The 23,748-nt window shown below is 58.4% G+C and carries 26 protein-coding genes and 1 tRNA gene; 11 read left to right on the top strand and 16 right to left on the bottom strand.

Features of this window, described 5'->3' with window-relative positions; all coding sequences use genetic code 11:
* The first annotated feature begins 29 nt into the window (after positions 1-29).
* Positions 30-1,154 (top strand): DUF3419 family protein, encoded by a 1,125-nt coding sequence (locus GFS31_RS18645; protein WP_198806223.1) that lies wholly within the window; start codon positions 30-32, stop codon positions 1,152-1,154.
* Positions 1,155-1,187: 33 nt separating this feature from the next.
* On the opposite strand, the gene GFS31_RS18640 is transcribed toward GFS31_RS18645, so the two are convergent.
* Both GFS31_RS18640 and nrtS read right to left on the bottom strand, forming a co-directional pair.
* On the bottom strand, positions 1,188-1,835 hold the full coding sequence (locus GFS31_RS18640; protein ID WP_198806222.1) for a Uma2 family endonuclease: 648 nt from the start codon (positions 1,833-1,835) through the stop codon (positions 1,188-1,190).
* 162 nt (positions 1,836-1,997) lie between these two features.
* Positions 1,998-2,261 carry a nitrate/nitrite transporter NrtS gene (gene nrtS, locus GFS31_RS18635; protein ID WP_225907500.1) on the bottom strand — a complete coding sequence of 88 codons (264 nt, stop codon included), beginning with the start codon at positions 2,259-2,261 and terminating at the stop codon, positions 1,998-2,000.
* A 14-nt stretch (positions 2,262-2,275) separates the two neighbouring features.
* Between nrtS and GFS31_RS18630 the strand changes: the two genes are divergently transcribed.
* From GFS31_RS18630 to GFS31_RS18620, 3 genes are all read left to right on the top strand, one after another.
* Positions 2,276-2,842: a Mov34/MPN/PAD-1 family protein gene (locus tag GFS31_RS18630; RefSeq protein ID WP_198806221.1), complete on the top strand. Its 567-nt coding sequence runs from the start codon at positions 2,276-2,278 to the stop codon at positions 2,840-2,842.
* Between the two features lie 129 nt (positions 2,843-2,971).
* Complete coding sequence (gene moeB / locus GFS31_RS18625; RefSeq protein WP_198806220.1) at positions 2,972-4,144, top strand: molybdopterin-synthase adenylyltransferase MoeB; 1,173 nt, start codon at positions 2,972-2,974, stop codon at positions 4,142-4,144.
* A 139-nt stretch (positions 4,145-4,283) separates the two neighbouring features.
* Complete coding sequence (locus tag GFS31_RS18620; protein WP_198806219.1) at positions 4,284-5,021, top strand: DUF554 domain-containing protein; 738 nt, start codon at positions 4,284-4,286, stop codon at positions 5,019-5,021.
* A gap of 159 nt (positions 5,022-5,180) precedes the next feature.
* Here GFS31_RS18620 and GFS31_RS18615 read toward each other — a convergent pair.
* From GFS31_RS18615 to GFS31_RS18600, 4 genes are all read right to left on the bottom strand, one after another.
* Positions 5,181-5,252: transfer RNA gene (locus tag GFS31_RS18615), tRNA-Asn, on the bottom strand.
* Positions 5,253-5,366: 114 nt separating this feature from the next.
* Complete coding sequence (locus GFS31_RS18610) at positions 5,367-5,915, bottom strand: NYN domain-containing protein (RefSeq protein ID WP_198806218.1); 549 nt, start codon at positions 5,913-5,915, stop codon at positions 5,367-5,369.
* A 128-nt stretch (positions 5,916-6,043) separates the two neighbouring features.
* On the bottom strand, positions 6,044-6,718 hold the full coding sequence (locus tag GFS31_RS18605) for an energy-coupling factor ABC transporter ATP-binding protein (RefSeq protein WP_198806217.1): 675 nt from the start codon (positions 6,716-6,718) through the stop codon (positions 6,044-6,046).
* Positions 6,719-6,904: 186 nt separating this feature from the next.
* The gene (locus GFS31_RS18600; protein WP_198806216.1) at positions 6,905-7,177 is read right to left on the bottom strand and encodes a hypothetical protein; all 273 of its coding nucleotides are present in this window, start codon (positions 7,175-7,177) and stop codon (positions 6,905-6,907) included.
* A 368-nt stretch (positions 7,178-7,545) separates the two neighbouring features.
* Between GFS31_RS18600 and psbD the strand changes: the two genes are divergently transcribed.
* Positions 7,546-8,604 carry a photosystem II D2 protein (photosystem q(a) protein) gene (gene psbD / locus GFS31_RS18595; RefSeq protein ID WP_198805646.1) on the top strand — a complete coding sequence of 353 codons (1,059 nt, stop codon included), beginning with the start codon at positions 7,546-7,548 and terminating at the stop codon, positions 8,602-8,604.
* A 240-nt stretch (positions 8,605-8,844) separates the two neighbouring features.
* Positions 8,845-9,873: a dihydroorotase gene (gene pyrC, locus GFS31_RS18590; RefSeq protein WP_198806215.1), complete on the top strand. Its 1,029-nt coding sequence runs from the start codon at positions 8,845-8,847 to the stop codon at positions 9,871-9,873.
* A 111-nt stretch (positions 9,874-9,984) separates the two neighbouring features.
* Here the strand turns inward: pyrC and GFS31_RS18585 are convergent, their stop codons facing one another.
* Together GFS31_RS18585 and GFS31_RS18580 are read right to left on the bottom strand one after the other, a co-directional pair.
* The gene (locus GFS31_RS18585) at positions 9,985-10,980 is read right to left on the bottom strand and encodes a 2-hydroxyacid dehydrogenase (RefSeq protein WP_198806214.1); all 996 of its coding nucleotides are present in this window, start codon (positions 10,978-10,980) and stop codon (positions 9,985-9,987) included.
* Positions 10,981-11,098: 118 nt separating this feature from the next.
* Complete coding sequence (locus GFS31_RS18580) at positions 11,099-11,842, bottom strand: metal ABC transporter ATP-binding protein (protein ID WP_198808313.1); 744 nt, start codon at positions 11,840-11,842, stop codon at positions 11,099-11,101.
* A gap of 190 nt (positions 11,843-12,032) precedes the next feature.
* On the opposite strand from GFS31_RS18580, the gene GFS31_RS18575 reads away from it, so the two are divergent.
* Positions 12,033-12,392: a hypothetical protein gene (locus GFS31_RS18575; RefSeq protein ID WP_198806213.1), complete on the top strand. Its 360-nt coding sequence runs from the start codon at positions 12,033-12,035 to the stop codon at positions 12,390-12,392.
* A gap of 34 nt (positions 12,393-12,426) precedes the next feature.
* Here GFS31_RS18575 and GFS31_RS18570 read toward each other — a convergent pair whose 3' ends face one another.
* From GFS31_RS18570 to GFS31_RS18560, 3 genes are all read right to left on the bottom strand, one after another.
* On the bottom strand, positions 12,427-14,088 hold the full coding sequence (locus GFS31_RS18570) for a GldG family protein (protein ID WP_198806212.1): 1,662 nt from the start codon (positions 14,086-14,088) through the stop codon (positions 12,427-12,429).
* 189 nt (positions 14,089-14,277) lie between these two features.
* Positions 14,278-15,135 (bottom strand): ABC transporter permease, encoded by an 858-nt coding sequence (locus GFS31_RS18565; RefSeq protein ID WP_198806211.1) that lies wholly within the window; start codon positions 15,133-15,135, stop codon positions 14,278-14,280.
* Entirely contained in the window at positions 15,132-16,112 is a 981-nt protein-coding gene (locus GFS31_RS18560; protein WP_198806210.1) for an ABC transporter ATP-binding protein, read from the bottom strand. Before GFS31_RS18560 ends, GFS31_RS18565 begins: the two co-directional genes overlap by 4 nt.
* A gap of 254 nt (positions 16,113-16,366) precedes the next feature.
* On the opposite strand from GFS31_RS18560, the gene GFS31_RS18555 reads away from it, so the two are divergent.
* Positions 16,367-16,765, top strand: a complete 399-nt coding sequence (locus GFS31_RS18555; RefSeq protein ID WP_198806209.1) for a hypothetical protein — start codon at positions 16,367-16,369, stop codon at positions 16,763-16,765.
* Positions 16,766-16,880: 115 nt separating this feature from the next.
* Here GFS31_RS18555 and GFS31_RS18550 read toward each other — a convergent pair whose 3' ends face one another.
* Positions 16,881-17,117 (bottom strand): ferredoxin-thioredoxin reductase variable chain, encoded by a 237-nt coding sequence (locus tag GFS31_RS18550; protein WP_198806208.1) that lies wholly within the window; start codon positions 17,115-17,117, stop codon positions 16,881-16,883.
* Between the two features lie 261 nt (positions 17,118-17,378).
* On the opposite strand from GFS31_RS18550, the gene GFS31_RS18545 reads away from it, so the two are divergent.
* Positions 17,379-17,606 (top strand): hypothetical protein, encoded by a 228-nt coding sequence (locus GFS31_RS18545; RefSeq protein ID WP_198806207.1) that lies wholly within the window; start codon positions 17,379-17,381, stop codon positions 17,604-17,606.
* Here the strand turns inward: GFS31_RS18545 and GFS31_RS18540 are convergent.
* Positions 17,603-18,028, bottom strand: a complete 426-nt coding sequence (locus GFS31_RS18540) for a hypothetical protein (protein ID WP_198806206.1) — start codon at positions 18,026-18,028, stop codon at positions 17,603-17,605. The two genes, GFS31_RS18545 and GFS31_RS18540, sit on opposite strands and share 4 nt — an antisense overlap.
* A 136-nt stretch (positions 18,029-18,164) precedes the next feature.
* Between GFS31_RS18540 and GFS31_RS18535 the strand changes: the two genes are divergently transcribed.
* Positions 18,165-18,872, top strand: coding sequence for a substrate-binding periplasmic protein (locus GFS31_RS18535; RefSeq protein ID WP_198806205.1), 708 nt, complete (start codon positions 18,165-18,167; stop codon positions 18,870-18,872).
* Between the two features lie 78 nt (positions 18,873-18,950).
* Here GFS31_RS18535 and GFS31_RS18530 read toward each other — a convergent pair whose 3' ends face one another.
* From GFS31_RS18530 to GFS31_RS18520, 3 genes are all read right to left on the bottom strand, one after another.
* Positions 18,951-20,096 carry a sensor domain-containing diguanylate cyclase gene (locus tag GFS31_RS18530; protein ID WP_198806204.1) on the bottom strand — a complete coding sequence of 382 codons (1,146 nt, stop codon included), beginning with the start codon at positions 20,094-20,096 and terminating at the stop codon, positions 18,951-18,953.
* A gap of 542 nt (positions 20,097-20,638) precedes the next feature.
* Entirely contained in the window at positions 20,639-21,361 is a 723-nt protein-coding gene (thyX, locus tag GFS31_RS18525) for an FAD-dependent thymidylate synthase (RefSeq protein ID WP_198806203.1), read from the bottom strand.
* A gap of 9 nt (positions 21,362-21,370) precedes the next feature.
* Entirely contained in the window at positions 21,371-22,393 is a 1,023-nt protein-coding gene (locus GFS31_RS18520) for a hypothetical protein (protein ID WP_198806202.1), read from the bottom strand.
* Positions 22,394-22,634: 241 nt separating this feature from the next.
* Between GFS31_RS18520 and dusB the strand changes: the two genes are divergently transcribed.
* Positions 22,635-23,738, top strand: coding sequence for a tRNA dihydrouridine synthase DusB (gene dusB, locus GFS31_RS18515; RefSeq protein WP_198806201.1), 1,104 nt, complete (start codon positions 22,635-22,637; stop codon positions 23,736-23,738).
* The last annotated feature ends 10 nt before the right edge of the window (positions 23,739-23,748 follow it).

Below are 23,748 nucleotides of genomic sequence, written 5' to 3'. Positions count from 1 at the left end.
TCCCCCCGCCGAAACGGTAGAATCACCCCATGCCCAGCGAAATTGAACGCCACACTCGCTTCGACCACTTGCGCTATGCCCAGTGCTGGGAAGATGCCGACATTTTGCTAGAGGCCCTGGCAGTGCAGCCCCACCACACCTGCCTTTCCATCGCCTCCGGTGGCGACAATACCTTGGCCTTGCTCAGCCGTGGCCCCCAGCGGGTGATTGCGGTAGACCTCAGCCCCGCCCAAATCGCTTGTTTAGAACTGAAAGTTGCCGCCTTTCGGTGCTTGAGCCATGGCGAAATGCTGATGCTGCTGGGAGCCAGATCCCAGGGATTTTTGAGAACCCTGAGATCTTTGCGGGCAGAGCTTTACCAGCGCTGCCGAAAGGAACTCTCGCCCCCCGCTAGGAAATTTTGGGACAGCCACCCGAAGGCCATCGCCCAAGGCATTTTGCACAGCGGCAAATTCGAGCGCTATCTGGCCCTCTTTCGCCGTTGGGTGTTGCCTTTAGTGCATTCTCCCCAGGTGTGGCAACCGATTTTCAAGGGACTTTCCCCCACAGAACGCGAAAATTGGTACGCCAATCAGTGGGAGGGCTGGCGCTGGCGTTGGCTATTTCGAGCCTTCTTTTCACGGTTCACATTGGGCCATTTGGGCACCGACCCGGAATTTCTCCGCTATGGCGATCAGTCCTTGGCCGAACACCTGCTAGGGCGCACCCGCTACGCCCTCACCGCCCTCGACCCCGCCCAAAACCCTTACCTACACTGGATTGTCCTCGGTGGTTACGATACTGTGCTGCCCTACGCCCTGCGTCCCGAAAATTTTGAACCCATCCGCCAAAACCTAGATCGCCTAGAGTGGCACACCACCTCATTAGAGGATTTCCTGAGCCGAAATGACCAGCCCATCGACCGTTTCAACCTCAGCAATGTGTTTGAATATATGTCCGAATCACACTTTCAAACGGTGCTAGAAACCCTGCACCACCACGCCGCTCCTAGGGCAAAAATGGCCTTTTGGAATCGACTCAGCGACCGTATCTGTCCGCCCAATTCTTCCCACTGGCAAACTCTAGAGGATCTGGCCCATCGCCTCCACGCCCAAGACCAAGTCTTTTTCTACAAGCGCTTTGTGGTAGTTCAAAAGATTGGCTCAACAGGGTGATTCAAACCCTGGTTCCCCTTGTGCCGAGGATCGTTACTGAATCTGATCCCTCACCCAGGCTCTCACCGCCCGCCGTAGGGCCAGCCGTCCTTGGGTACGATGGGCTTCAATTAAACCAGGTAATTCCTGCACCTTAAGGGTTGGAAACACCAGACTTTGGGCGGCAGGTTGATACGCTCCCGATTGCAGCAGATAAACCGTGAGTTGGCCTTGGTCGTAGCACCAAATTTCGGGTATCCCTAGCCGTGCATAGATAGGAAACCGATGAATTGATTTGCTGGTGAGGTCAATTTCTAAGGCTAAATCTGGGGGCGGATCCTGGTCTAAATCTAGGGTGAGTTTGCCACGTACCAAGGCTTCATTTTGTACATAAAAGCAATTATCGGGTTCTATGCCAGCCTGCTCCGCCTGTTTTTTCCAGGTGGTAGACCCATAGCTTTCGTAGTCTAAATCAAGTTCTTCACTAATATCTTCAATGGCAATACTAAGAGACTGTTTGAAGTATTCGTGTTCAGGTAAGGGGGCCATAATCTCTAACAGTCCGTGGTCATAGGCAATGCGGGTGCTGCGCTGTTCGCCCAGTTCCTCCAAAATGGCGTTAAATTCGGCCCAACTGACATCGCGCAGCACCAACCGCTGCCCCGGTGGTACATCTAATTGCCGAAGCTGAATGCTAACCATGGGTAACTGTTCCCTCCAGCAGGGGTTCATTCGGGCGGTTTCCAGATTAGTTGGCCATCATGGCGCAATTCGGTCGTGCATCCTCACCTTATTCAAATGATACGTTACGGCCCTGCCCCGCCGCCGCCGCCCTAGACCCGCCTAGAGCGGGTGAACGGGAATTTAAGGCCGAGGGCGAGGGCGAGCGGAGCGGCTGTGTTGGCCGTGGATGCTTACGCAGTAGGGTACAACATAGGTCAAGGCGGCAGAGAACCAGCGCTGGCGGGTCATTTGCCCCTGCCAGAGGGCCACGCCATGGTTAATCGTGAACAGAAGGGTGCCAATTACCAGGGCTACCCGCAGCGCCGTGGGGGCATAGTGGGGATCCCGCAGGCTTTGCCAGTAGGTTTGGGGCGGTTTGGGCTGGGGTAGCATGGTCTGGGGCATGGCAGGATGAGTCAATGACGCTTCACATTTCTACATCTCAGTATCAACGAATGCGGGAGGCATTGGAAGCCACCTATCCCCAAGAGGGCTGTGGGGTGCTGGTGGGGAAACGGGTGTTTGAGTTAGGGGCAGACACACCCCAACCTGGCTTACAAGCTCAAGCGATGCCGCAGGATGCCTACCGCGAGGTGGTGCAGGTGATTCCGGTCGCCAATGCGTGGGAGCCGGGGCTTTTGGATGAGGTGGGCGGGGAGAAAAACGCCCAGTCCGTGGGCGATCTCAACCGTGGCGATAGGCCCCATCAGACATTGACCCACGGAGCCCACGACCGCTACTGGATCGACCCTGCCGACCTGCTGCGGATTCAGAAAGAAGCGCGTGATCAGGATTTGGAAATCATCGGCATTGTCCATTCTCACCCCGACCATCCGGCGATTCCTTCAGAATGTGATCGGCAGCTGGCATGGCCTGTCTATTCCTATGTGATTGCCTCGGTACGCGAAGGCCAGGTGGTGGATGTGCAAAGCTGGCGACTCAACGAAGCCCAGCAGTTCGAGGCAGAAAGCATCACAATCCTGTGATCATCCACTAACAATTTTCCGACCATGGCCTAAGCTGAAGAGATGTGCCAAGTCGGTAATACCCCGCACCGTTTTGGCTATCATAGATAGTCTTTGGCTGTCATCCCTTCCCTTTCCGCCCTGGAAACCATGCTCAATCCCAACCTAGACGATATCCAACTCACTAAAGAGGAGTACGAGCGCTACTCCCGCCACATCATTCTGCCGGAGGTGGGCCTAGAGGGGCAAAAGAAACTCAAGGCCGCTAGCGTGCTCTGTGTGGGCACGGGCGGGCTGGGGTCGCCCCTGCTGCTGTATTTGGCCGCCGCTGGCATTGGTCGCATCGGCATTGTGGATTTCGATGTGGTGGATCAGTCCAACCTGCATCGCCAAATCATCCACAGCGAATCCTGGGTGGGCAAACCCAAGATTGAATCGGCCAAAAACCGCATTCTAGAAATCAACCCCCACTGCCAGATCGACCTCTACGAAACCCGCCTCAGCGCCGAAAACGCCCTGGATATTTTCGCGCCCTACGATGTGGTGGTAGACGGCACCGATAACTTCCCGACCCGCTACCTGGTCAACGATGCCTGTGTGCTGCTGAACAAGCCCAACGTCTACGGCTCCATTTTCCGGTTTGAGGGGCAGGCCACGGTGTTCAACTACCAGGATGGCCCCAACTACCGCGACCTCTATCCCGAACCGCCCCCGCCGGGGATGGTGCCCTCTTGCGCCGAAGGTGGCGTGCTGGGGGTGCTTCCCGGCATCATCGGCACCATTCAGGCCAATGAAACCATCAAGGTGATTTTGGGCACGGGCAAAACCCTCAGCGGTCGCCTGTTGCTCTACAACGCCCTAGATATGACCTTCCGGGAGCTGAAGCTGCGGCCCAACCCCGTGCGCCCGGTGATCGAAGGCCTGATCGACTACGAAATGTTCTGTGGCATTCCCCAGGCCCAGGCCCAGGCGGAGAAGGAAAAGGCGGGCATCCCCGAAATGACCGTCACCGAACTGAAGCAGGTGCTCGACAGCGGTGCAGATAACGTTCTGCTGCTGGACGTGCGGAACCCCAACGAGTACGAAATCGCCAAGATCCCCGGATCCGTGCTGGTGCCTCTGCCGGATATCGAAAACGGCGACGGCGTTAGCCAAGTGAAGGAACTGCTCAACGGCCATCGGCTGATTGTCCATTGCAAAATGGGTGGGCGCTCGGCCAAGGCCCTGGGCATCCTCAAGCAGCACGGCATCGATGGTACCAACGTCAAAGGCGGCATCCTAGCCTGGAGCAAGGACGTTGATCCCTCCGTGCCCGAATACTAGAGGCCCCTGGCCCTAACGCGAACCCTCATCACCCTCTGGAAGCCGAGCGCTTCTAGGGGGTTCCTCATGGCCGAGAGAAGGGCTATCGATCCCAGCGCCCCAACCCCCAACCCCTCAAGCAGTCGTCAAGGATGCATCTATGCTCAGCCTGTGGGCCAAAACCAGCGGCACTTGGATTAACGTGGCCACCGTGATTGCAGGCACCAGCCTGGGGCTTCTGCTGCGGAGCCGCCTGCCTCGCGCCATGCAGCAGGTAATTACCCAGGCCGTGGGGCTGATGACCCTGGTGATTGGGGTAGCCATGGCCGGGAGTCTTTCGGCAGTACAGGTTGGCCCCTTGGATGGCATCATCCTGGCGTTGCTGGTGATGGTGGCGGGGGGGCTGCTGGGGGAATGGGGCCAAATCGAGCAGCGCCTCACCACACTGGGGGACTGGCTCAAGGCCCAGGTAAAGGGCGGCGGCAGGTTTACGGAGGGCTTTGTGGCGGCGAGCTTGCTCTTTTGCATTGGCCCCATGGCCATCCTGGGTAGCCTCAACAACGGCCTAGCCGGGGATAACACCCTACTCACCCTCAAGGCCACCATGGACGGGCTGGCCTCCATTGCCATGACCGGGAGCTATGGCGTGGGGGTGGGGTTTTCGGCCCTGAGCGTGCTGGTGGTGCAGGGCAGTTTGTCGCTGCTGGCCAGTGTGTCTGGGGCGGCAATTCCCGACCCCACCACCAACCCGTACATTCTGCTGATTACGGGCATGGGTGGGCTGATGATTCTCGGTATCGGCCTCAGCCTGTTGGAGGTGGCTCAAATTCGGGTGGCGTCATTTCTGCCAGCCCTGGCCCTAGGGCCGCTGGTGATCGCCTTAGCCAGCCTGTTTTAGCCCGCTATTGCCCACCTGAATTCCCCATCTAGAAAATAGCTGAAGCTACTGAGCCACAGAACTAACCCAGGGCAGACCACTAATACTCGGCTATTTTGGCGACTAAGCGCCAACTCTCTTCAAACCAACTAGGCTTGAAAAAACGGTGATTTTTCAAAACTCCCCAGGTAGGATTCGAACCTACGACCAATCGGTTAACAGCCGACCGCTCTACCACTGAGCTACTGAGGATTAAGTCGAAACTAATAGTAACGAGAAAAGCCCCCCTTTGACAACCCCTTTCTCGAAAAAAGTTTTTTTTCCCGGAATCGGCCCACCTTCTGCGAGTCTGACCCACCCTTGCACCTAGCCCCGGTGGCCAAATCGCAAGCGCATCAGTTTTTCCTGGGCTTCTTGATCCAAACCACTCATCAACGAACGACGGGCTGGCTGGGAACGCCGGGGGCGGCGGCGCAGGCTTTGCTGGTGGATGAGGTGGATATCGCTTTCCAGTTGGCGGGCCGACATCCATTCAGCCCCGTAACCCGTGACGGTGAGTTGATGCACACGGTCGGAGGTAGCAACAATGATCCGGTGGTTGCGGCGGGATTGGTGCATGAGTCTGGCGCAGACTTTTTCGATGTAGGTGTCGGCGGTTTGGCCAAAGTCGGTGTAGTGTACCGAAAGGCGGTCGGTGACGACTTCTTGAACGCTGGGCGAGGGTACTCCGTGGGCGTCGAACACCAGGTGCGTATCCAACCCTTTGCGGGCGCTGTAGTTGGCTAGGATTTCAATTAATTCGCGACGGGCGGCCTCAAAGCCTTCCTGCTGCTTTTTTTGCACCAGCAACGGCCATGCGCCGATCATGTTGTAGCCGTCTACCAATAGCTTGGCAATGCAATCCCCCTGATCCATGGCCCCATCCCCCGCCCCAGTTACATAACGACATGATCCCTTAATCTCATCTTACCGGGGATTTTAGGGGTTTGGGGTTGCTCTGGCTACAGGGCGGGGGTGTGGTGGCCAGTGACTTTGTAGTTAGACTAGGCCGTCTGCAATAACGCCTTCATGCGCTCTGGGTCGCCCTCATCGGTCACTTGGCCCGATTGCAGCAGAAAGGCTCGGTCGCAGTAGTCTAGTTCCACCAGGCGGTGCGTGACCCACAGGGCGGTCAGGCCACGTTCTTTCACCAGTTCTCGCACCCGTTTTACGAGGTCGATTTGGCTGTCAGGATCTAAAAGGGCGGTGGGTTCGTCCAGCAGCAGCACATGGCAGTGGCGGGCAATGGCTCCGGCGATGGCGACGCGCTGTTTTTGGCCCCCGCTGAGGGCATAGATGGGGCGGCGCTTGAGGTCTAACAAATTGATGGCGGCGAGGGCATCGTCTACCCGGTTGCGAATGTCCGCCAGGGGCAGCTTTTCTTCGACCAGACCGAAGGCGACATCCGCTCCTACGGTGGGCATCACCAGTTGGTGATCGGGATTTTGAAACACAAAGCCGACGGGGGATTCAATGAACCACTCCCCGGCCTGGGGCTTCAGCAACCCACCCAAAATCCGCAGCAGGGTGGATTTGCCGCTGCCGTTGTTGCCCAGCAGCATACAAAACTCGCCCCGCTCCACCGTCAGGGAACAGTTCTGCAACACAGGTTGCCCCGAAGGCCACTGAAATTGCAGGTTGTGAACGGCGATGGCGGCGTTGGGGTGGGTGGCAGTCATAGGCCGATCAATGAATTTGAGCTTTGGTAAATTGCAAAGTCTCTTGCCAGCCCTCACCCCCAGCCCCTCTCCCAGGAGGGAGAAGGGAGCCGGAAGATCCTTCAAAGTCCCTCTCCCAACTTAGGAGAGGGATGTAGGGTGAGGGCTAGACTATGGGATCAAGAGCGCGTTTGTAATCGACTGAACCTATTGATCAGCGCTGAGGGCAAAGAAACCGGGGGGACGCCCACCCGCTACACCCGCCGCTTTCTCGAAGATTTGCACGGCGGCGACTTCGCTGGCGAGCACCGTTACTTTTTTGTTGGGGATTTGATCGCAGGTCATTTCTAGCCATTGGCTACCGCCACTGCGAACGTCGTTCACAAGGGATCCGTAGAGCGCTTCTGCGGCCTCCTGCTCCTTTTTTTGCACCGAGAGGGGCATAGCCGTGTTCTTGAGGGTCAATTCAATCGTAAACATAGGTTAAGGAGTACTCGTAACGTTAACGATGGCCAATGGCGTGATGTTTCCACCCAATATAGATGTTCCCACCATAGTTATCAGTGTAGTGCTGGGCACGCCAAAGCTGACATGGGCCAGATTTCTCTCATCTAGATTAGGTATATCAACCTATTCAAAGCCTTAAATCTTAAGGAATTCGGCGATTAGAGGTTGGGAACATCAAAAACACCCCCTATAATGATCACTACGGTAAAGAATAGTAAACACTCCTCATAATTCGGGGCTGCGGTCTTGACAGGTTGTCGGGCTTGGCTCACGAAACACTGGGGAAGCGCCATTATCTTCCGTGTATATACCTGTCCATTGATGATTACGGAGATCCGCGTATGACCATTGCAATGGGGCGCGCGCAAGCTCAACGGGGATGGTTCGACGTCCTCGATGACTGGCTGAAGCGCGATCGCTTTGTATTTGTGGGCTGGTCTGGCATCCTGCTGTTCCCCTGCGCCTATCTGGCGGTGGGCGGCTGGCTGACTGGCACCACCTTCGTCACCTCCTGGTACACCCACGGCCTCGCGTCGTCCTACCTGGAAGGGGCTAACTTTTTGACCGTGGCCGTTTCGACCCCGGCCAACAGCTTGGGTCACTCCCTGCTGCTGCTCTGGGGTCCCGAAGCCCAGGGCGATTTCGTCCGCTGGTGCCAACTGGGCGGCCTGTGGAGCTTTGTGGCCCTGCACGGTGCCTTCGGTCTGATCGGCTTCATGCTGCGTCAGTTTGAAGTGGCCCGTCTGGTGGGTCTGCGGCCCTACAACGCCATTGCCTTCTCCGCGCCGATTGCGGTGTTCGTCAGCGTGTTTCTGATGTACCCCCTCGGCCAAAGTAGCTGGTTCTTTGCCCCCAGCTTTGGTGTGGCGTCCATCTTCCGCTTCCTGCTGTTCTTCCAAGGCTTCCACAACTGGACCCTCAACCCCTTCCACATGATGGGCGTTGCTGGGGTGCTGGGCGGTGCGCTGCTCTGCGCCATCCACGGAGCCACGGTGGAGAACACCCTGTTCAAGGACGGCGAGAACGCCAACACCTTCCGCGCCTTTGAACCCACCCAAGCCGAAGAAACCTACTCCATGGTGACGGCGAACCGATTCTGGTCTCAGATTTTTGGGATCGCCTTCTCCAACAAGCGTTGGCTGCACTTCTTCATGCTGTTTGTGCCTGTGACGGGCCTGTGGATGAGTGCCGTGGGCGTGGTGGGTCTGGGTCTGAACCTGCGGGCCTACGACTTCGTCTCCCAGGAAATCCGGGCGGCGGAAGACCCTGAATTTGAAACCTTCTACACCAAGAACATTCTGCTGAACGAAGGTATCCGGGCTTGGATGGCTCCCACCGACCAACCCCACGAAAAGTTTGTCTTCCCCGAAGAAGTGCTGCCTCGCGGCAACGCTCTGTAAGGGTAAAGCAGTCTATCCCGGTGTTTGGGGCGTTACGCCATCAGCCCCAAACCCAAACTCTAGGAGGCCCCCACGGCCTCCTTTTTTGCGTTTTATTGGGGAATCGCAAACCCAGGTAGAAAAACCTCGCATCGGCGGCAAGTCAGGTAAAGACTCCGAAGGGTAGAGGGCAGACGGGCTATCCATTGCCTATCCAGGTGCAAGATCAACGAAGGTGGGGAAGCCGATATGATGGATCGTATGGATACAATCACCCTGACTCGACCCGACGACTGGCACCTGCACCTCCGCGACGGAGAGGCCCTCAAGACCGTGCTGCCCTATACGGCGCGACAGTTTGCCCGCGCCATCGTGATGCCCAACCTGAAGCCCCCGGTGCGGACGGTGGCGGAAGCCGCAGCCTACCGAGATCGCATTCTGGCGGCGTTGCCAGCGGGGCAGGTTTTTGAGCCGTTGATGACGCTGTATTTGACGGACAACACCCGTCCAGAGGAAATCCTAGCGGCCAAGGCATCATCGTTTGTCAAGGCTGTGAAATACTATCCCGCTGGGGCGACGACAAATTCCGATTCTGGGGTCACGGATATTCGCAAGGGCGACGCGGTGTTTGCAGCCATGGAAGAGGCCGACCTGCCGCTGTTGCTGCACGGAGAAGTGACCCACGCCACCATCGACATTTTTGACCGCGAAAAGGTCTTCATCGAAACCCATCTGATGCCCCTGCGGCAACGCTTTCCCAAACTGCGGATTGTACTGGAGCACATCACCACCGCCGAGGCTGTGGACTATGTGCAAAGCACCGACCGCATCGCCGCCACCATCACGCCCCAGCATCTGCTCTTTAGCCGCACGGCTTTGTTTCAGGGTGGCCTGCGTCCCCACTATTACTGTCTGCCAATTTTGAAGCGGGAAACCCACCGCCAAGCCCTTGTCGAAGCGGCGACCTCCGGCAACCCCAAATTTTTTCTGGGCACCGACAGCGCTCCCCATCCTCGCCACAGCAAGGAAAGCGACTGCGGTTGTGCGGGCTGCTTCTCGGCCCTCCATGCCCTAGAACTCTATGCCGAAGCCTTCGAGGCGGCAGAGGCCCTGGACAAGCTAGAAGCCTTCGCCAGCTTCTACGGCCCAGACTTCTACCGCCTGCCTCGCAACACCGATACGATCACCCTGACCAAAACCCCCTGGCGCATCCCCGATGAGCTGCCCTTTGGTGAATCGGGTCTGGTGCCGCTGCGGGCCGGGGAGGAACTGACCTGGAAAATGGCTTAATCCACCTGCCGAGGGTCAGGCGTTGCCCCACCAACAGATCGCCATGACAGATCATCTGGCCCCAGCACCGCCCCCTGGTCATAATAGCCGCAGAGAGGGCGGCGGTGAGAGTTACTTGACTTCGTTGGGGCAGGGTTCTCCGGCTGCAAAGGTGCTGATGTTAGCCAGCGTTGTGTCGGCAATGTTGCCCAGGGCTTCTTTGGTAAAAAAGGCTTGGTGGGCCGTGATCACCACGTTGGAGAAGGACTGCAACAGTTGGAAGGTGTCGTCTTGGATGATGGTGTCTGAGAGGTCTTCAAAAAAGAGATCCTCTTCTTCCTCATAGACATCGGTGCCCAGGTAGCCAATCTGGCCCGACTTAATTCCTTCGATCACCGCCTTGGTGTCCATCAGCGCCCCACGACTGGTGTTAATCAGCATCACCCCCGGCTTCATTTGCTGGATGGTTTCGTCGTTGATCAGGTGGTAGGTGGCGGGCAGCAGGGGGCAGTGCAGAGAAATCACATCTGCCTGGGCGAATAGGTCGGGTAGCTCAACGTAGGTAACGCCCAGGTCGATACAGGACTGGTTGGGGTAAACGTCGTAGGCCAGCAGCCGACAGCCAAAACCGTGCATAATTTGGGCAAAGCATTGGCCAATTTTCCCGGTGCCAATGATGCCCACGGTTTTGCCGTGGAGGTCAAACCCCAGTAGGCCGTTGAGGGCAAAGTTGTCGTCGCGCACGCGGTTGTAGGCCCGATAGAGTCGGCGGTTAAGCATTAGGATCAACCCCGCCGCGTGCTCGGCCACCGCATAGGGCGAATAGGCTGGCACCCGCACCACCGTAATCCCCAATTCCTTGGCGGCCACCAAGTCCACATTGTTAAACCCGGCACAGCGTAGGGCCACCAGCCGAATGCCCTGATTCACCAGTTTTTCCAAGACTCTGCGGTTCACCTCGTCGTTGATGAACACGCACACCGCCTCGGCCTCGGCCTCGCGGGCCAGGGAGACCGTGTGGGAGGTCAGACGAGCTTCAAGGAAGGTGAACTCGTGGCCGTAGGGGGCATTGGCCTGCTCAAAGGAGAGTTGGTCGTAGGGCTTGGTGCTAAAAACCGCAACTTTCATGGGGCAATAGGCTATCCAACGAAAAATCTGCCCCTAGCCTACCCTTAACTGGCGGTTCTATGCCGCTCTAGCCCAGCGTCACTAAGACGTCGCCACCCCAGAAAAGACACATTTTGGTCTAGCAGAAAAACTCGGCGTAGGCTGGCTGCGTAGGTTCTGAAGTCAGGGTCTGACCGTAGGCCCGCTGGATGTTTTCAAAGGTCATCACCGCCTGGGGCACATCATTGGCCAGCAGGGTGCGGTTCAACAGCAGTAGTCGATCATAGCGGTGCAGCGCCTCACCCCATTCGTGGCTGCATACGACTAGGGTTTTGCCCTGGGCCTTGAGTTCAGCAAAAATGCTGAGCATCAGGGCTTCAGTCTTTTTGTCGATGGCTGTGAAAGGCTCATCCAGCAGCAGTAGGTCAGCGTCCTGGGCTAGGGCACGGGCCAAAAACACCCGCTGCTGTTGTCCTCCAGAAAGTTCGCCAATGGGCCGATGGGCCAAGTGCAGCATATCCACCCGCTCTAGGGCCACGGTGACGCGCTGTTTAGCCTGACGGTTAGGGGCTTTAAACCAACCTGCTAGGGCCGCTTGAGCCATCAGGGCCACATTCCAAGCGGTGATGGGGTAGTCCCAGTCAATGCGGGATCGCTGGGGCAGATAGGCTACCGCCCGCCGCCGCCGCCGCAGGGGCACCCCCTGGAACATCACCCGGCCCTGGTGGGGCACCAACCCCAGCAGCGCCTTAATAAACGTGCTTTTCCCAGCCCCATTTGGCCCTACTAAGCCCACTAGCTCCCCCGGAGCCAGCGCCACAGACACCTGCCGCAGAGCAGAGACGCCTCGATAGTGGACGGATAGGTTGTGAACTTCTAGCATGATCGCCAAAGCCGCCAAAAATGATAACCGTTATCACTATCATACTCGGCCTTGGCCCATATGGGCGGGACGCGCCTAGGACACGCCTAGTCTGTACGCCAATCCACCGAACCACCGCCCTTAGCAGTTTTGGCCCTCCTACAGGTTTGCTATGATCGCCACAGCTTGGCTTCCTACCCTGTGATGGACGATGACCCTGACGCCGGAACCTAGAGACCTGCAAGTGGAAGTGCTGGAACGCATTGATCGCCTGGATCAAAGCCTCAATCACCGCATCCAAGGTTTAGAGCAGAATATCCAAGGTTTAGAACAGAATATTCAAGACCTAGAGCACAACATCCAAGGCATTGAACACAAGCTGGATGCCGACATCAAGCGCCTGGATGAACGCACCGACAAGTGGGAAGAGCGCTTTTTGCAACTGTCGAAAGACAACCTCGCGATTTCTCGCACAGTGATTATTGCGGCGGCGACGGTAGTCATTTTTGGCAGCGTGTTAGACAAGGCCGAGGTGCTGGTGGAGGGCTTTTCCCGCCTGGTAGGAAAATAGGCGCTATTCCCACTCCACCTGGCCTCAACCTTTTCTAACGCCGTTTGAGCCAGAGCAGCACGGCTAGGATCACGCCCACCAAGGGCAGAATCAGCAGGGCAAACACCCCTAGGCCAAGTTGTTGCTGCACCGTCATCACAATCCGGCGGTTGGTGACTTCACGGGGGCGAATCGACAGGGTGGCGTCGTTGGCTTGGCCCAGCCAGCTCACGGAGTTGAGGAAGACATCGCCGTTGAGCTGTTGCTCGAACAGGCCATCGGTGGCAAAGGAGGCATTGCCGATCACCACCAGGCGGGCTTCTTGGCTCCCAGGATCATCCTCTGAATTTGAACCCACCAAATCCTCTAGGGGATCGGCTTCCTCCGTATCAGCACCTTCCTCGGTGGCGGAATTTTCCGATGGGGAGTCCGCCGCCGGATCGTCGTTGCTGCTTTCGCTAATAGGACGACTGAGGGCAACACCGAGGCTGTAGGGGCCAGAGGGAGGGGCGTTTTCGTCGAACTGAAGTTCCCCGGCTTCGGAGATGGCTTCGGCGCGGCTTTGGGCGTTGCTGTTGAGGATCGAGACTGCCATGACATCGGGCACTTCTTCGATATTGACGGGACGTACCAGGGGAAAGAAGGAGCGCCCGGTGCCAAAGTCGCGGGTGATGGGGTGGTCGCCGTAGTTGGTGACGAGGGGGGCGGCGGGGCCAAGGCCGACCAGTTGCCCGGTGCCGGAGGTATCCAGCACGATGCGGTCATCGAGGGTGACGCCCCAGGGGTCGAGCAGGCTATCCAAATTGGGGTTGGTGCGCGGGTCGATCATCAGCATCAGGCTACCCCCACGATCCAGGTAGGCTTGGAGGGCGTCCACCTCGGCATCAAAAAATTCCGTCGCGGGGCCAGCTACAATGACGACGCTGGCGTCCTCCGGCACGGTGGGCGTGGTAGACAAGTCCAGCGGCTCCACGGTAAAGCCCTTTTCCCCTAGGGCGGTGGCGGCCTGGAGGAATCCGGTTTCGCTACCGTCGATGGCAAATTCTTGATGCCCCTGGGTGAAGTAGGCCGTCAGGGCGCTTTCGGTGCCTAATTGGGCCAGGATGTTGGTGAGGGTGCGCTCCGACAGGCGATCTGAGGGAGTGAGGGTCTGCACGGGACGGCGGTTGTCGCCCTGCTCCACAAACACCATTCCCGGCTGGGTAACGTTGAAGGACTGGGCTAAACGGGGGTTATCGTAGGGGTTGACGAACTCGAAGGCAAAGTTATCCCCCGCCCGTCGATAACTTTCCAAAAGCTGCCGATCCTGGGGGTTTTGGCTGGGGTCGAACACCAGCACCCGCGTTGGTTCTGCCAGAGATGCCACCACTTGGCGCGACTCTGGGGCCAGGGTGAAGATTTGGTTTTCGGTGAGATCCACCCGGCTGGAGTAGCGCACCGCCAGGAAGTTCACCAACCCCAAAATGGCCAGCACCGCCAGAATGGACACCAGGGCATTGGCCCCCGCCTCCGTGGAACGCTGACTCCAGAAGCGGTTGCGGCCATACTCGCTAAAGCCCAAGCCCACCACCATCAGCCCCAACCCGCCCAACAGCAGCGCCGAGGGCAGGGGCGTCCAACCCGCCACAAAGCCCGCAATCAACCCCGCCGTAGCCAGGGCCAAACCGGGCAGGGCAAGGTACTTGAGATACTTCTGATAGGCCACCTTAACGTTCATGGATGTATACCAAACGGGACGGGTTAGGGGGAGATGGTTACGAATAAATCTGGGGAGAGGGAGGCGTTGGTGGATCCCCCCTAGCCCCCCTTAGTAAGGGGGGAACTGGAGTCGAAGTCCTCCCTATTGAAAGAGAGAATCACCATCAAAGTCCCCCTTTTTAAGGGGGATTTAGGGGGATCCTCCGCCCTAAGATCGCTGGAAACGCAGTGCTTCGACGGATTGGGCGGTGAGGAAAATGCCGAGGACGATGAAGGACAGGAACAGGACGAGGCTGCTAGAGTCGAACACGCCCTCGGTGAAGGTGGTGAAATGGCGCAGCAGGGAAAGATGGCTGAAGGCTTCCCCTAGGGCACCGGGCAACCCCTGGGCCACGGCATCCACCAGCCACAGCAGCAGAATTAGGGCAAAGGTCATAATCGCCGCCAAGACGGTGCTATCGGTGAGGGAGGACACGAACATCCCCAGGGCCAGCAGGCTTGCGGCCATCAGCACCAGGCCCACGTAGGACAGCACAAATCCAGATGAACCCACCGCCGGAGACGCCGCCCCCAAGGCCACGGACTGACTCACCATCAACGGCAGCACCATGCCGATGTAGAACGTCACCACCGCCAGCAGCTTGCCCAGGGCAACGGCCCAGTTCGGCAGGGGCGAGGTGGCCAAAAGCTCCAGGGTGCCCTGCTTGCGTTCGTCGGTGTAGAGGCCCATGGAGAGCATCGGCAGCACAAACATCGACAGCGACCCCAACAGGCCCACGTAGGCTTTGTTGAACTCGTAGGCGACATCAAAGGAGGGCGGGGTCATGCCCATCTGGGCGGCTTGGTCGGCCTGGGCAGCGGCGGCAATCAGCCCCTGCGGCCCCAGCAAAATCGCCACCAGAAAAAAGCCCCCCAGCAACCAAAACACCGCCGCAATCACGTAGGACAGAGGGGCCGTGAAGTAGCTTTGCAGTTCCCGCTGGTAGATGGCCAGGATGTTTTTGAAGATGAGGTTGTTCAAATTATTCTTCAAGGGTGGAGTCAACTTTGGGTTTGCGTTCGTCATTGGGACACCTCCACGGGGGGCACGGGGGGATCACTGGGTTCGGTGGTGGTCAGGTTGAGGAACACATCCTCTAGGGTGGCCTGTTGGCGGCGCAGTTCGTGGAGTTCTATCCCTGCGTTCACCAGACTGGCCGCAATGGCTTGGCCCAGGTTTGCGCCCTGGTTTCCCGCCACCCACAGGCGATGGTGATGCTCCGGCACATGGTCGGGGCTGAGGATATCCACCTGCCGCACCTCGGAGAGCTGGGTTAACAACGACTGCGCCCGGTTCACATCCCCCCGAATCTCCACCTCATAGGCGGTTTCCCCAGCCAGACGAGCGGTGAGATTGTCCGGCGTATCCGTCGCCACCACCTGCCCTCGGTTGATGATCGTCACCCGGTCACAGGTCATGCTCACCTCCGGCAGAATGTGGGTGGAGAGGATGATGGTGTGGCTTCCGGCGAGGCTCTTAATCAACTGGCGAACTTCGTTAATTTGGCGCGGATCGAGGCCCACGGTGGGTTCGTCCAAAATAATCACGGGCGGGTCGTGGATAATCGCCTGGGCAATGCCCACCCGCTGCCGATACCCCTTAGACAGCTTGCGAATCAACGTGTTGCGCCGATCTATCAACCCGCAACGCTCCATGGCAATTTGCGCCCGCTGGGGCCGCATTCCCGCCGGAACGCCCTTAATTTTGGCCACAAAGTTCAAATAGCCCTCCACCGTCATCTGTGGATACAGCGGCGGCGACTCCGGCAAATAGCCAATTCGCTGGCGCACCGCCATGGAATCGGTGTGGACATCGTAGCCCGCAATCCGGGCCGTCCCCTCCGAGGCTGGCAGGTAGCCCGACAAAATCCGCATGGTGGTGGTTTTACCTGCCCCGTTTGGCCCCAAAAAGCCTAAAATCTCCCCCGGCTGCGCCTCAAAAGTGACATCGCGAATGGCCGGGGTAGAGCCATAGGTTTTACCGAGGTGCTCAACTTCAATCATGGACGCCTCATATCCGGTGGGATCAATGGACAGTTATAGCAAACAAGGGGTTCACTGTGGGGAGGGAGGGTGACGGGAAGGGGAAGAGGGGGGAGTCGGAGAACCGGGGACGGGAGAGGGGGAGTTAGGGATTAGGACGCCATGATTTACAGGGTAGGGGCGCGGTCTCCTCGCCCTCCTTACCCAGAGGGTTGGGCTGAGGCTGGGACTTTTGGCATACTGGGAGGTGTTGTCGCGGTTTTTCCCACGGGTTTATGATTGGCACCTTTCAGCAAAGCCGCCTCCGTATTGAAGTGGATGCCGCCGCTGGGCGCATTCAGGCCAGCCTGCTCCAGCCCGACCAGTTTCGGCGATGGCTTTGGCCCCAGCGCTTCCAGGCCGGACTGCCCGATGCCCTCCACGGCGATCTGGTTTTCCACAGCTACTTTGGCCCGGTGGAAATCCGCCACGAAGTCCAGGAGCTTTCTAACAATCACCTGCGCCTGATTCTCTCTGGCGGCATCGACGGCTTCCACGAGTGGTACTGGGGCGACCGCTGGGTGCAGTCGCAATTGGAGGGGGTTTCGGCCCTGCCGATTAGCCTGGGCCAAAGTTTGGTGATGGTGCGTCTGCGCCAGTTTTTGGCCAATCCCGTCGAGTCCCAGGCATCCTAGCGACGGTCAAACCGCACTGCCTCTAGCTCTGGCCTAGGGGAAAGCCGCCAACCAGATGGGGCATCGGCAGGCACCCTCTGGGGACTGCGCCGCGAGGAGTCGGCTCCGCCCTAAGCTATACCACCTCTAGCTCATCGGCCTTGAGGTGGGCGCGGAAGGGACGCTTGACACCTTCCACGGCAAACTCCACCTGCACCGGAAAGTTGGGGCTGATGGGGCGACCTTGATAGTCATTGAGCACACCGACAACGGTGCCTTCTAACCCATTGGCATCAAAGGCTTCATTGCGGTGCAGCGGGTGGTGGTAAAAAATAACCGATGCTTTGATGCGAACTCGATTTCCGACATTCATAAACACACACTCGCCTTTCTGGATCCCCTCTCACGCCTGAAATCAGCGGGGATCTTCGTCTACACAGCCCTACCATCTTGACACAGGATGGGCCACGGCCTGCATTCTCTCCGGCAGGGCAGGGCACTTTTCTGAGAGCACCGTTAACCTCCCTAACCACAGATTACGAACCCTATGGTTTTCTATCAGCTTTGCCACAATGCCTGCATCGTTTCGCAGATCGTGGCGTAATGGGAGATGAAGCGTTAGGCAAATATACTCATGGTTGACTCTTCAGATACGACCTTCATGGCGTCCCTTCAGCAATTGGTGGTGAACCTGCTCGCTGACCATGCCTACAGCATTTGCGAACTGGCTCAGGAATGCGCCCAGCAACTCCATGAGCCCATGTGCGAAATTATGACCCCCCTGGCCGACAGCCTGTGCGACATGGTAGACCGAGGCCGAGTTCACTACGACCGTCAGCAGCACCTAGTGATGCTGGGCTAGTCTGCCGAGGGTGCTCCGTCCGCTAGTAATTCTGTGATCCGCAGCGTCATAGCCGCCATTTCAAGATTATTCTGGGCGGCGAGGGCGCTTCTTTCTTGGAAGGCATGGCCAATTTCCGTAGCCTGGAGCAGGTGACGGGCCTCCTGCATGAGTTCTTCGGCGCGGGCCAGGGGCTGGGGTTGCTTAGACATCAGCACCTCATCCAGTTGCACAATAAACTGGGAGATGGGGCGCAGCCAGCTAAACTGCTCATGGCTGAGTACCAGGCGCAGATACTCGCCCTTGTGGGGAATGGGGCCATGGGCGGCTTCGTAGATGTCCTTCTCGGCCTCCATCAGGTGTTTGTGGGCCTTCAGCAGCAGGGGGCGCAGTTCGCGGATTTGGTCAAAGGCCGGATCTACGGCAGGATTACCAACAGTCATACCAGCAGGGTGTTGTGGGAGTACTGCCCTCACCTTTCCATGAAAGGTCAAGGATTTCAAGGGGCTTGGGGGGCAAGCCCCGCTTGGGTGCCAGGGTGTTTAATGCCACAATGACCCTAGGTGTTTAGCAGCGACTATGGCCTTCACGACGGTTTTTCCCGGTCAGTTGTCGATTATTGCCAGCCGCTTTGATGCTCGGCCTATGAGCTTTTTGCAAGGAGACGAGCGCCTCGGCTATGAGCCAGCGGTGGCTAGGGCCGTGTGCCAGCATCTTGGCCTCGAACCCGTTTGGGTAAACTATCCCATCGATCAGTTCTACCCTGTGCTTAGCAGCGGCCAGCACGATGTGGTGTGGTTTAACCAGGCCATTACCCAGGAACGCCGCGCCTGGGCAGACTTTACCCGTCCCTATGGCCGCTTTGATGAGGCGGTGCTGGTGCGTGAGGATAGCCCCATCCATCATGTGCAAGATCTGGCCGAGAAACGGCTGGGCACCCTAGATACCCGGTTGCCGATGCTGCCTCAGGAGGATTTCCCTGACCTAGAGTGGGTCGCCTTTGCCGACCGCGATGCCGCCTTTACCACCATGCTTTCCGCCCTAGACCACCATGAGATTGACGCGGTGCTAGAGGATGCGGTGCTGCTGCTAACAGCGGAGGCGGATAACCCCAGGTGGCGGGTTGCCTTTCAGCGATTTACCCAGCAACCCTTTGGCGTGGGGGTGCTACCGGGCAATCGAGAACTCCTAGATGCCCTCAACCAAGCCCTCACCCAGCTCATGGTAGACGGCACCCTAGCCCGCCTGTGGGCGCAGTGGATTCCCTTTAAGCCCTTTCCTTTTTAGCGGCGGAGTTGCTCAGGATTGGGCCGAAGCGATGGGGGGAACCGAGGAAAGCGGGCAGAGGGAGGTAGGCAGATTTAGCTAGAGGCTCACTTGGCTTTGGCTCCAGTGCTGGGCCGCCTTGAGGGCAGCTATATTGACGGGGCGGCGGCGCTGCTTCTGGGCATACATGGCAACATCGGCCCGGTTTACTAGGTCTCGCAGGGAGAGATGGGCTTCGTCCCAGGTGCCTACCGCCAGTCCCACACTGAAGGACAGAGGATAGGGCAGTTGGTTCTCGGCTACAAAAGCGTCGGCGTTGGTGCGGAGATGGTCGGTGAGGGTCGCAGCATCGGCCTCGGAAGACAAAAAGACAACGAATTCATCGCCCCCCAATCGGGCCAAAACATCACCCTCGGTGCAGGTGCGGTGTAGGGCTTCAGCGGTGCCCAAAATCAGCCAGTCGCCTGCCTCATGGCCAAAGTGATCATTCACCTGCTTGAGATAATCCACATCAATAAAGGCTACCGTGGCCGATTGTCGCTGCCGACGGGCCTGCCGCAGCTTGGGATTGGCCATTAGGTAAAAGCCACGCCGATTGTAAAGCCCCGTCAACCCATCGGTGAGGGAGAGGCGAATCAGTTCGGCCTCTTGGGTATGGCGCTGCAACACTTCAGCCCGCAGTTTAGCGTTGGTGCGCTCAAGCTGTTCCATGCGGGAGAGGGTCTTCTCGTCCAATTCCTCAAAGCCTGCCTTGTGGGAGGCATCGGGGCCACAGATCCGCCGCAGCACCGTTGCCGTAGTCTCAGCAAGGCTTTTCAGAAGATCGAGTTCGTCCTCTAGGGGCTGGTGGCGGTCGGCCCAATAAACCCCAATTACCCCTAGGGGATCCGATTCGTCGATGGGCACCACGGTCAGGCTTTTCACAAAGGTGGGGGTATAGGCTTCCACCGGGATACGGGCATCACTGTAGATATCCTCAATGATGGCGGCCTGTTTGTGGTTGATCACCCAGCCACAGATACAGCTATGTAGGGGAAACCGCTGCCCTTTCCAGAGGGGGGCGATGGCGTTCTCGTGGGCATAGAAGCACTGGTCGTCTTCCTTGAGAACAAAGGTAGCCCCATCGGCATGGGTAAGTTCACGGGCAGCCACCGCCACCAGGGTCATCACGATATCTAGACTGGGGGCAAAGCACAAGTCCCGGATTATCTCAACCAAGCGCTTTTGAGCGGCAACGGTATTCATGGACTTATCCCAACAGGAGAGCAGGAGACGGGCTGGATAGACAAGAAACGTGAAAAAGCCAATCTTTCCTCAACATGCTGGCCCCAGTCTAGAGGGGGAAGCGCCATGGGCCAATCGCTTTCCCTAGAGAGTGTGGCGGGTCGATGCTAGACAGGCCGGGGGCAACCCGAGGGAAGCCAGCAAAGCTTGAGTGCCTATCTTATATTAAGCCCCGTTTTCTAGTCTAAAGAATCCGGGAGATCACGCTTCCTTTTCAGAAGATTTATGTGTGCTCATAATGTTTTGCAACTTTTTCATGCAAAACCGTCAGCCGAGGCATCTTGACTCAGTACAACTACTGAAACAAGCAAGATATTACCCCGCATAAACACTATCCCCAACTTGCCGATTGCAGGCAGGTTGAGAACCATAGGGCTAGCGGCTTCTCCCAATCTGGGGCCATCCCACAGCCCATCGTGTCGTAGCACTCAGGCCGGGATGATCGCTCCCGTTGTAGAGTCGGCCCAGGGGATCTCCCTCCCTCCCGTCGCCTTGGAGAAAGGCTAGGGTGAGAGCTTCGCTTTTTTCAGGCGGTTTTCTTCGTACCAGGCGGCAATGGCAGGCACCCAGGCTTGGAAGTGGGGCCAAATTTCCTCACAGAGCTTTTGGGCCTCAAGCTGGGCATCGGCTTTCCAGCGCAAATCCAGCAGATGCATCACCGAGCGCACATTGGCCGACATCACCCAATGCTGGCGAATATCAAAGGGAATCAGCCCCCTGGCGTGCTCTTCGGCAAAGCCCTGCTCAATGCGCTGTTTATAGCGACGGCTAGCCTCTAAACACCAGTTGATATCCTGCTGTCGGGCCTCGGCGGTGTATTCATACTTCTTGCCCTGACGATCACTGTAGAACCCCAAAGGCCGCAGATAGAAGACTTCTTCGACCTCGCGCTTGCCGTCCACCACGTCTAAAATTCGCTGACCTGTATATCGAAAGGATTGAACATCGAAGGAAATTCCCACCCGATGAGTTCGGATTTGTTGCATGGTGCTGTGGGGAAACCAGCCGATATTGAAGACAATTTGGGGGTGTTCGAGAGGGCCATAGTGACCACGGCCACCCTTGAGTAAATTGGTGACTAGAATGTCACCGCAGCGTTCTTCGCTGGGCCATTTGTCTCGTTCGTGGGCCACAAAGCCCTCAGCATAGTCCTGATGCATGGCGGCATACATGGTCTGCTGGGGGTTGGTGGTTTGGGAAATGACCTCAACCGTAAACCGATCCATAAGAATGCCTCAAATCTCAACTTCAATGTATTCAACGGTGCGCCGGGGGGCTGGGTTTGCCCTCGGCGGGGAGCTAGCCTGGGGCTGGGCTGGAGCTAAGCGCTCCGGCGGCGGGGGGGCTGGGGCCACCTCAAACCAGGGATCGGGGGCCACCGCCGACAGATCGGGTAGGGCCTCTCCCCCGGCGGGGAGTTGGTGGCCGGGTTGAGCCCCCTGGCGCAGGAGGGCTAACCCTTCCCGCACCGCCGACCGCACTACGGGCTCTGGATCGTGGGCCAGCATGAGGTGGAAGCAGTCGATCAGGTGATCTTGGAGCGAGACTTCGGCCCCGGCGATATAGGCGGTTTCGGCGTCGGCTTGGTGGGCGAGGCGCACCAGTTGACGCACGGCAATCAACCGCTGGAGGGAATCGGCCTGGGTGAGGTGGGCGAGGGCTTGCTCTAGGCGGTCGGCCTCGGTGGGCGCTGGGGCGGCGGCGGCGGACTGGGCGGGTGTAACGTCTAGGGTTTGGGGCACCGTCAGCGGATCAACCGACCCCGTGGCAGACGACCTCCGGCCATCGTCGGCTCGTTTCGTTGGATGAGGATTGGCCGTTGGGTCAGTCGGGGAACGCAGCAGAGCCACAACCACAAAGAAAGTCAGGGCCGTTTGCCCCGTGAGCACCAGGGCCATCAGCAGAGAGTGGGTGCTTTGCCAGAGCGCGGTGACGCTGTAGGTGCTGGCTCCCAGCATCAGACTCAGCACCAGCGCCTGCCGACCCAGGGAACGGGGCAGGGGCACCGCAGACTGAATCCGTTGCCGCAGGGCCTGCTGCTGGGCGGGGGAAAGCTGGGCCAGTTGGCGATAGGCCAAGACGCCAATTCCGGTAGAAATCACCAGGGCTCCATTCACCAGGCCCAGGGCAAAGCTGCCCAGCCCCAGCCCCCACAGGTACGCCTGCTGCGGGGAGGGACGCCAGCGGCCCAAGCTAGACCAAGACTGCCGCCATGCCGCCGCCTGAACCCGCTCGATAGAGTGTTTTGAAGAAGCCACCGGAGAAACCACAAACGCCGTGAACTGCCTGCAAAATTGCTTCTCGATCTTAAGCCGCTTTGCCGCCCTTGTTGCCCCAGAATCGGGGGTAGCCGATATGGAGCCATAATGAACCATAGGCTAGCGCTAGGGTAGCGCGTTTCCAGGGGTTGGATCTGTTGGTTGAAGACCTTGCCTTCGTGGGATACGTCCCATTTTCTGCCGTGTCGCCGTTTTCCCCTCAGTTGGTATGACTGCTTCTATGACTGATCCTCTTGCAGCCCAGCGCCTAGCGGTGGGTGATCCTCCTTCTGCCCCAAGCCTGACTGACCTGGCCCCCCACCTGCGCGAACCGTTGAGGATTGGCGATGTGACCCTCCACAGCCGAGTCCTTCAGTCGCCGCTGTCGGGGGTGACGGATCGGGCCTTTCGGGAACTGGTGCGCCGCTATGCACCGGAGTCGATGCTCTATACGGAAATGGTGCAGGCATCGGGGCTGTGCCATGCGCGGGAGCTAGAGAAAATTATGGACATTGGCCCCGAAGAGCAGCCAATCAGCATTCAGCTATTCGACTGTCGGCCCGACTTTATGGCCGAGGCGGCGCGGATGGCGGAGGCCGAGGGGGCCAAAACCATTGATATCAACATGGGTTGCCCGGTCAACAAAATCACCAAAAAGGGGGGCGGGTCTTCCCTGCTGCGTCAGCCGGAGGTGGCGGAGGCGATTGTGAAAACCGTGGTGGAGGCGGTGGCGGTGCCTGTCACCGTCAAAACCCGGATTGGCTGGGATGACGACGACATCAATGCGGTGGAATTTGCTCGTCGCATGGAAGCGGCTGGGGCGCAGATGTTGACCCTCCACGGACGCACCCGTCGCCAGGGCTACCACGGCCCCGCCCGCTGGGAGTGGATTGCCCGCGTCAAGGCGGCGCTGTCGATTCCGGTGATTGCCAATGGCGACATTGTTTCCATCGAGTCGGCCCTGCGCTGTTTGGCCGAAACTGGGGCCGATGGGGTGATGTGCTCGCGGGGCACCCTGGGCTATCCCTTTTTGGTGGGCGAAATTGATCAGGCCATCAAAACCGGGCAGTGGCCGACGCTACCCACGCCCCTAGATCGCCTGCGTTGCGCCCAGGAGCATCTGCATTTGCTGTGGCGCTACAAAGGGCAAAAGGGCATCCACCAGGCCCGCAAGCACATGGCTTGGTACGTCAAAGGGTTTGAAGGCGCGGCCCCCTTGCGGGATCAGCTCTGCCAAATTCAGACCGTGGAGGAGGGCGATCACTTACTCAGTCAGGCAATTCACGCCCTCTCGCAGTCCCCAAGTGGGGCACCCAGGTCGAACCAAACCGCGCCGCTGGCCTAGGAATCATGCG

Source organism: Leptolyngbya sp. BL0902 (assembly GCF_016403105.1).
GTDB lineage: Bacteria > Cyanobacteriota > Cyanobacteriia > Phormidesmidales > Phormidesmidaceae > Nodosilinea.
This window is presented reverse-complemented; position numbering and strand designations above follow the sequence as displayed.

Excerpts from the sequence above, each read along its gene's own strand:
- GFS31_RS18645 (WP_198806223.1), top strand. The coding sequence starts at position 30 with ATGCCCAGCGAAATTGAACGCCACACTCGCTTCGACCACTTGCGCTAT.
- GFS31_RS18640 (WP_198806222.1), bottom strand. The coding sequence starts at position 1,835 with ATGGTTAGCATTCAGCTTCGGCAATTAGATGTACCACCGGGGCAGCGG.
- nrtS (WP_225907500.1), bottom strand. The coding sequence starts at position 2,261 with ATGCCCCAGACCATGCTACCCCAGCCCAAACCGCCCCAAACCTACTGG.
- GFS31_RS18630 (WP_198806221.1), top strand. The coding sequence starts at position 2,276 with ATGACGCTTCACATTTCTACATCTCAGTATCAACGAATGCGGGAGGCA.
- moeB (WP_198806220.1), top strand. The coding sequence starts at position 2,972 with ATGCTCAATCCCAACCTAGACGATATCCAACTCACTAAAGAGGAGTAC.
- GFS31_RS18620 (WP_198806219.1), top strand. The coding sequence starts at position 4,284 with ATGCTCAGCCTGTGGGCCAAAACCAGCGGCACTTGGATTAACGTGGCC.
- GFS31_RS18610 (WP_198806218.1), bottom strand. The coding sequence starts at position 5,915 with ATGGATCAGGGGGATTGCATTGCCAAGCTATTGGTAGACGGCTACAAC.
- GFS31_RS18605 (WP_198806217.1), bottom strand. The coding sequence starts at position 6,718 with ATGACTGCCACCCACCCCAACGCCGCCATCGCCGTTCACAACCTGCAA.
- GFS31_RS18600 (WP_198806216.1), bottom strand. The coding sequence starts at position 7,177 with ATGTTTACGATTGAATTGACCCTCAAGAACACGGCTATGCCCCTCTCG.
- psbD (WP_198805646.1), top strand. The coding sequence starts at position 7,546 with ATGACCATTGCAATGGGGCGCGCGCAAGCTCAACGGGGATGGTTCGAC.
- pyrC (WP_198806215.1), top strand. The coding sequence starts at position 8,845 with ATGGATACAATCACCCTGACTCGACCCGACGACTGGCACCTGCACCTC.
- GFS31_RS18585 (WP_198806214.1), bottom strand. The coding sequence starts at position 10,980 with ATGAAAGTTGCGGTTTTTAGCACCAAGCCCTACGACCAACTCTCCTTT.
- GFS31_RS18580 (WP_198808313.1), bottom strand. The coding sequence starts at position 11,842 with ATGCTAGAAGTTCACAACCTATCCGTCCACTATCGAGGCGTCTCTGCT.
- GFS31_RS18575 (WP_198806213.1), top strand. The coding sequence starts at position 12,033 with ATGACCCTGACGCCGGAACCTAGAGACCTGCAAGTGGAAGTGCTGGAA.
- GFS31_RS18570 (WP_198806212.1), bottom strand. The coding sequence starts at position 14,088 with ATGAACGTTAAGGTGGCCTATCAGAAGTATCTCAAGTACCTTGCCCTG.
- GFS31_RS18565 (WP_198806211.1), bottom strand. The coding sequence starts at position 15,135 with ATGACGAACGCAAACCCAAAGTTGACTCCACCCTTGAAGAATAATTTG.
- GFS31_RS18560 (WP_198806210.1), bottom strand. The coding sequence starts at position 16,112 with ATGATTGAAGTTGAGCACCTCGGTAAAACCTATGGCTCTACCCCGGCC.
- GFS31_RS18555 (WP_198806209.1), top strand. The coding sequence starts at position 16,367 with ATGATTGGCACCTTTCAGCAAAGCCGCCTCCGTATTGAAGTGGATGCC.
- GFS31_RS18550 (WP_198806208.1), bottom strand. The coding sequence starts at position 17,117 with ATGAATGTCGGAAATCGAGTTCGCATCAAAGCATCGGTTATTTTTTAC.
- GFS31_RS18545 (WP_198806207.1), top strand. The coding sequence starts at position 17,379 with ATGGTTGACTCTTCAGATACGACCTTCATGGCGTCCCTTCAGCAATTG.
- GFS31_RS18540 (WP_198806206.1), bottom strand. The coding sequence starts at position 18,028 with ATGACTGTTGGTAATCCTGCCGTAGATCCGGCCTTTGACCAAATCCGC.
- GFS31_RS18535 (WP_198806205.1), top strand. The coding sequence starts at position 18,165 with ATGGCCTTCACGACGGTTTTTCCCGGTCAGTTGTCGATTATTGCCAGC.
- GFS31_RS18530 (WP_198806204.1), bottom strand. The coding sequence starts at position 20,096 with ATGAATACCGTTGCCGCTCAAAAGCGCTTGGTTGAGATAATCCGGGAC.
- thyX (WP_198806203.1), bottom strand. The coding sequence starts at position 21,361 with ATGGATCGGTTTACGGTTGAGGTCATTTCCCAAACCACCAACCCCCAG.
- dusB (WP_198806201.1), top strand. The coding sequence starts at position 22,635 with ATGACTGATCCTCTTGCAGCCCAGCGCCTAGCGGTGGGTGATCCTCCT.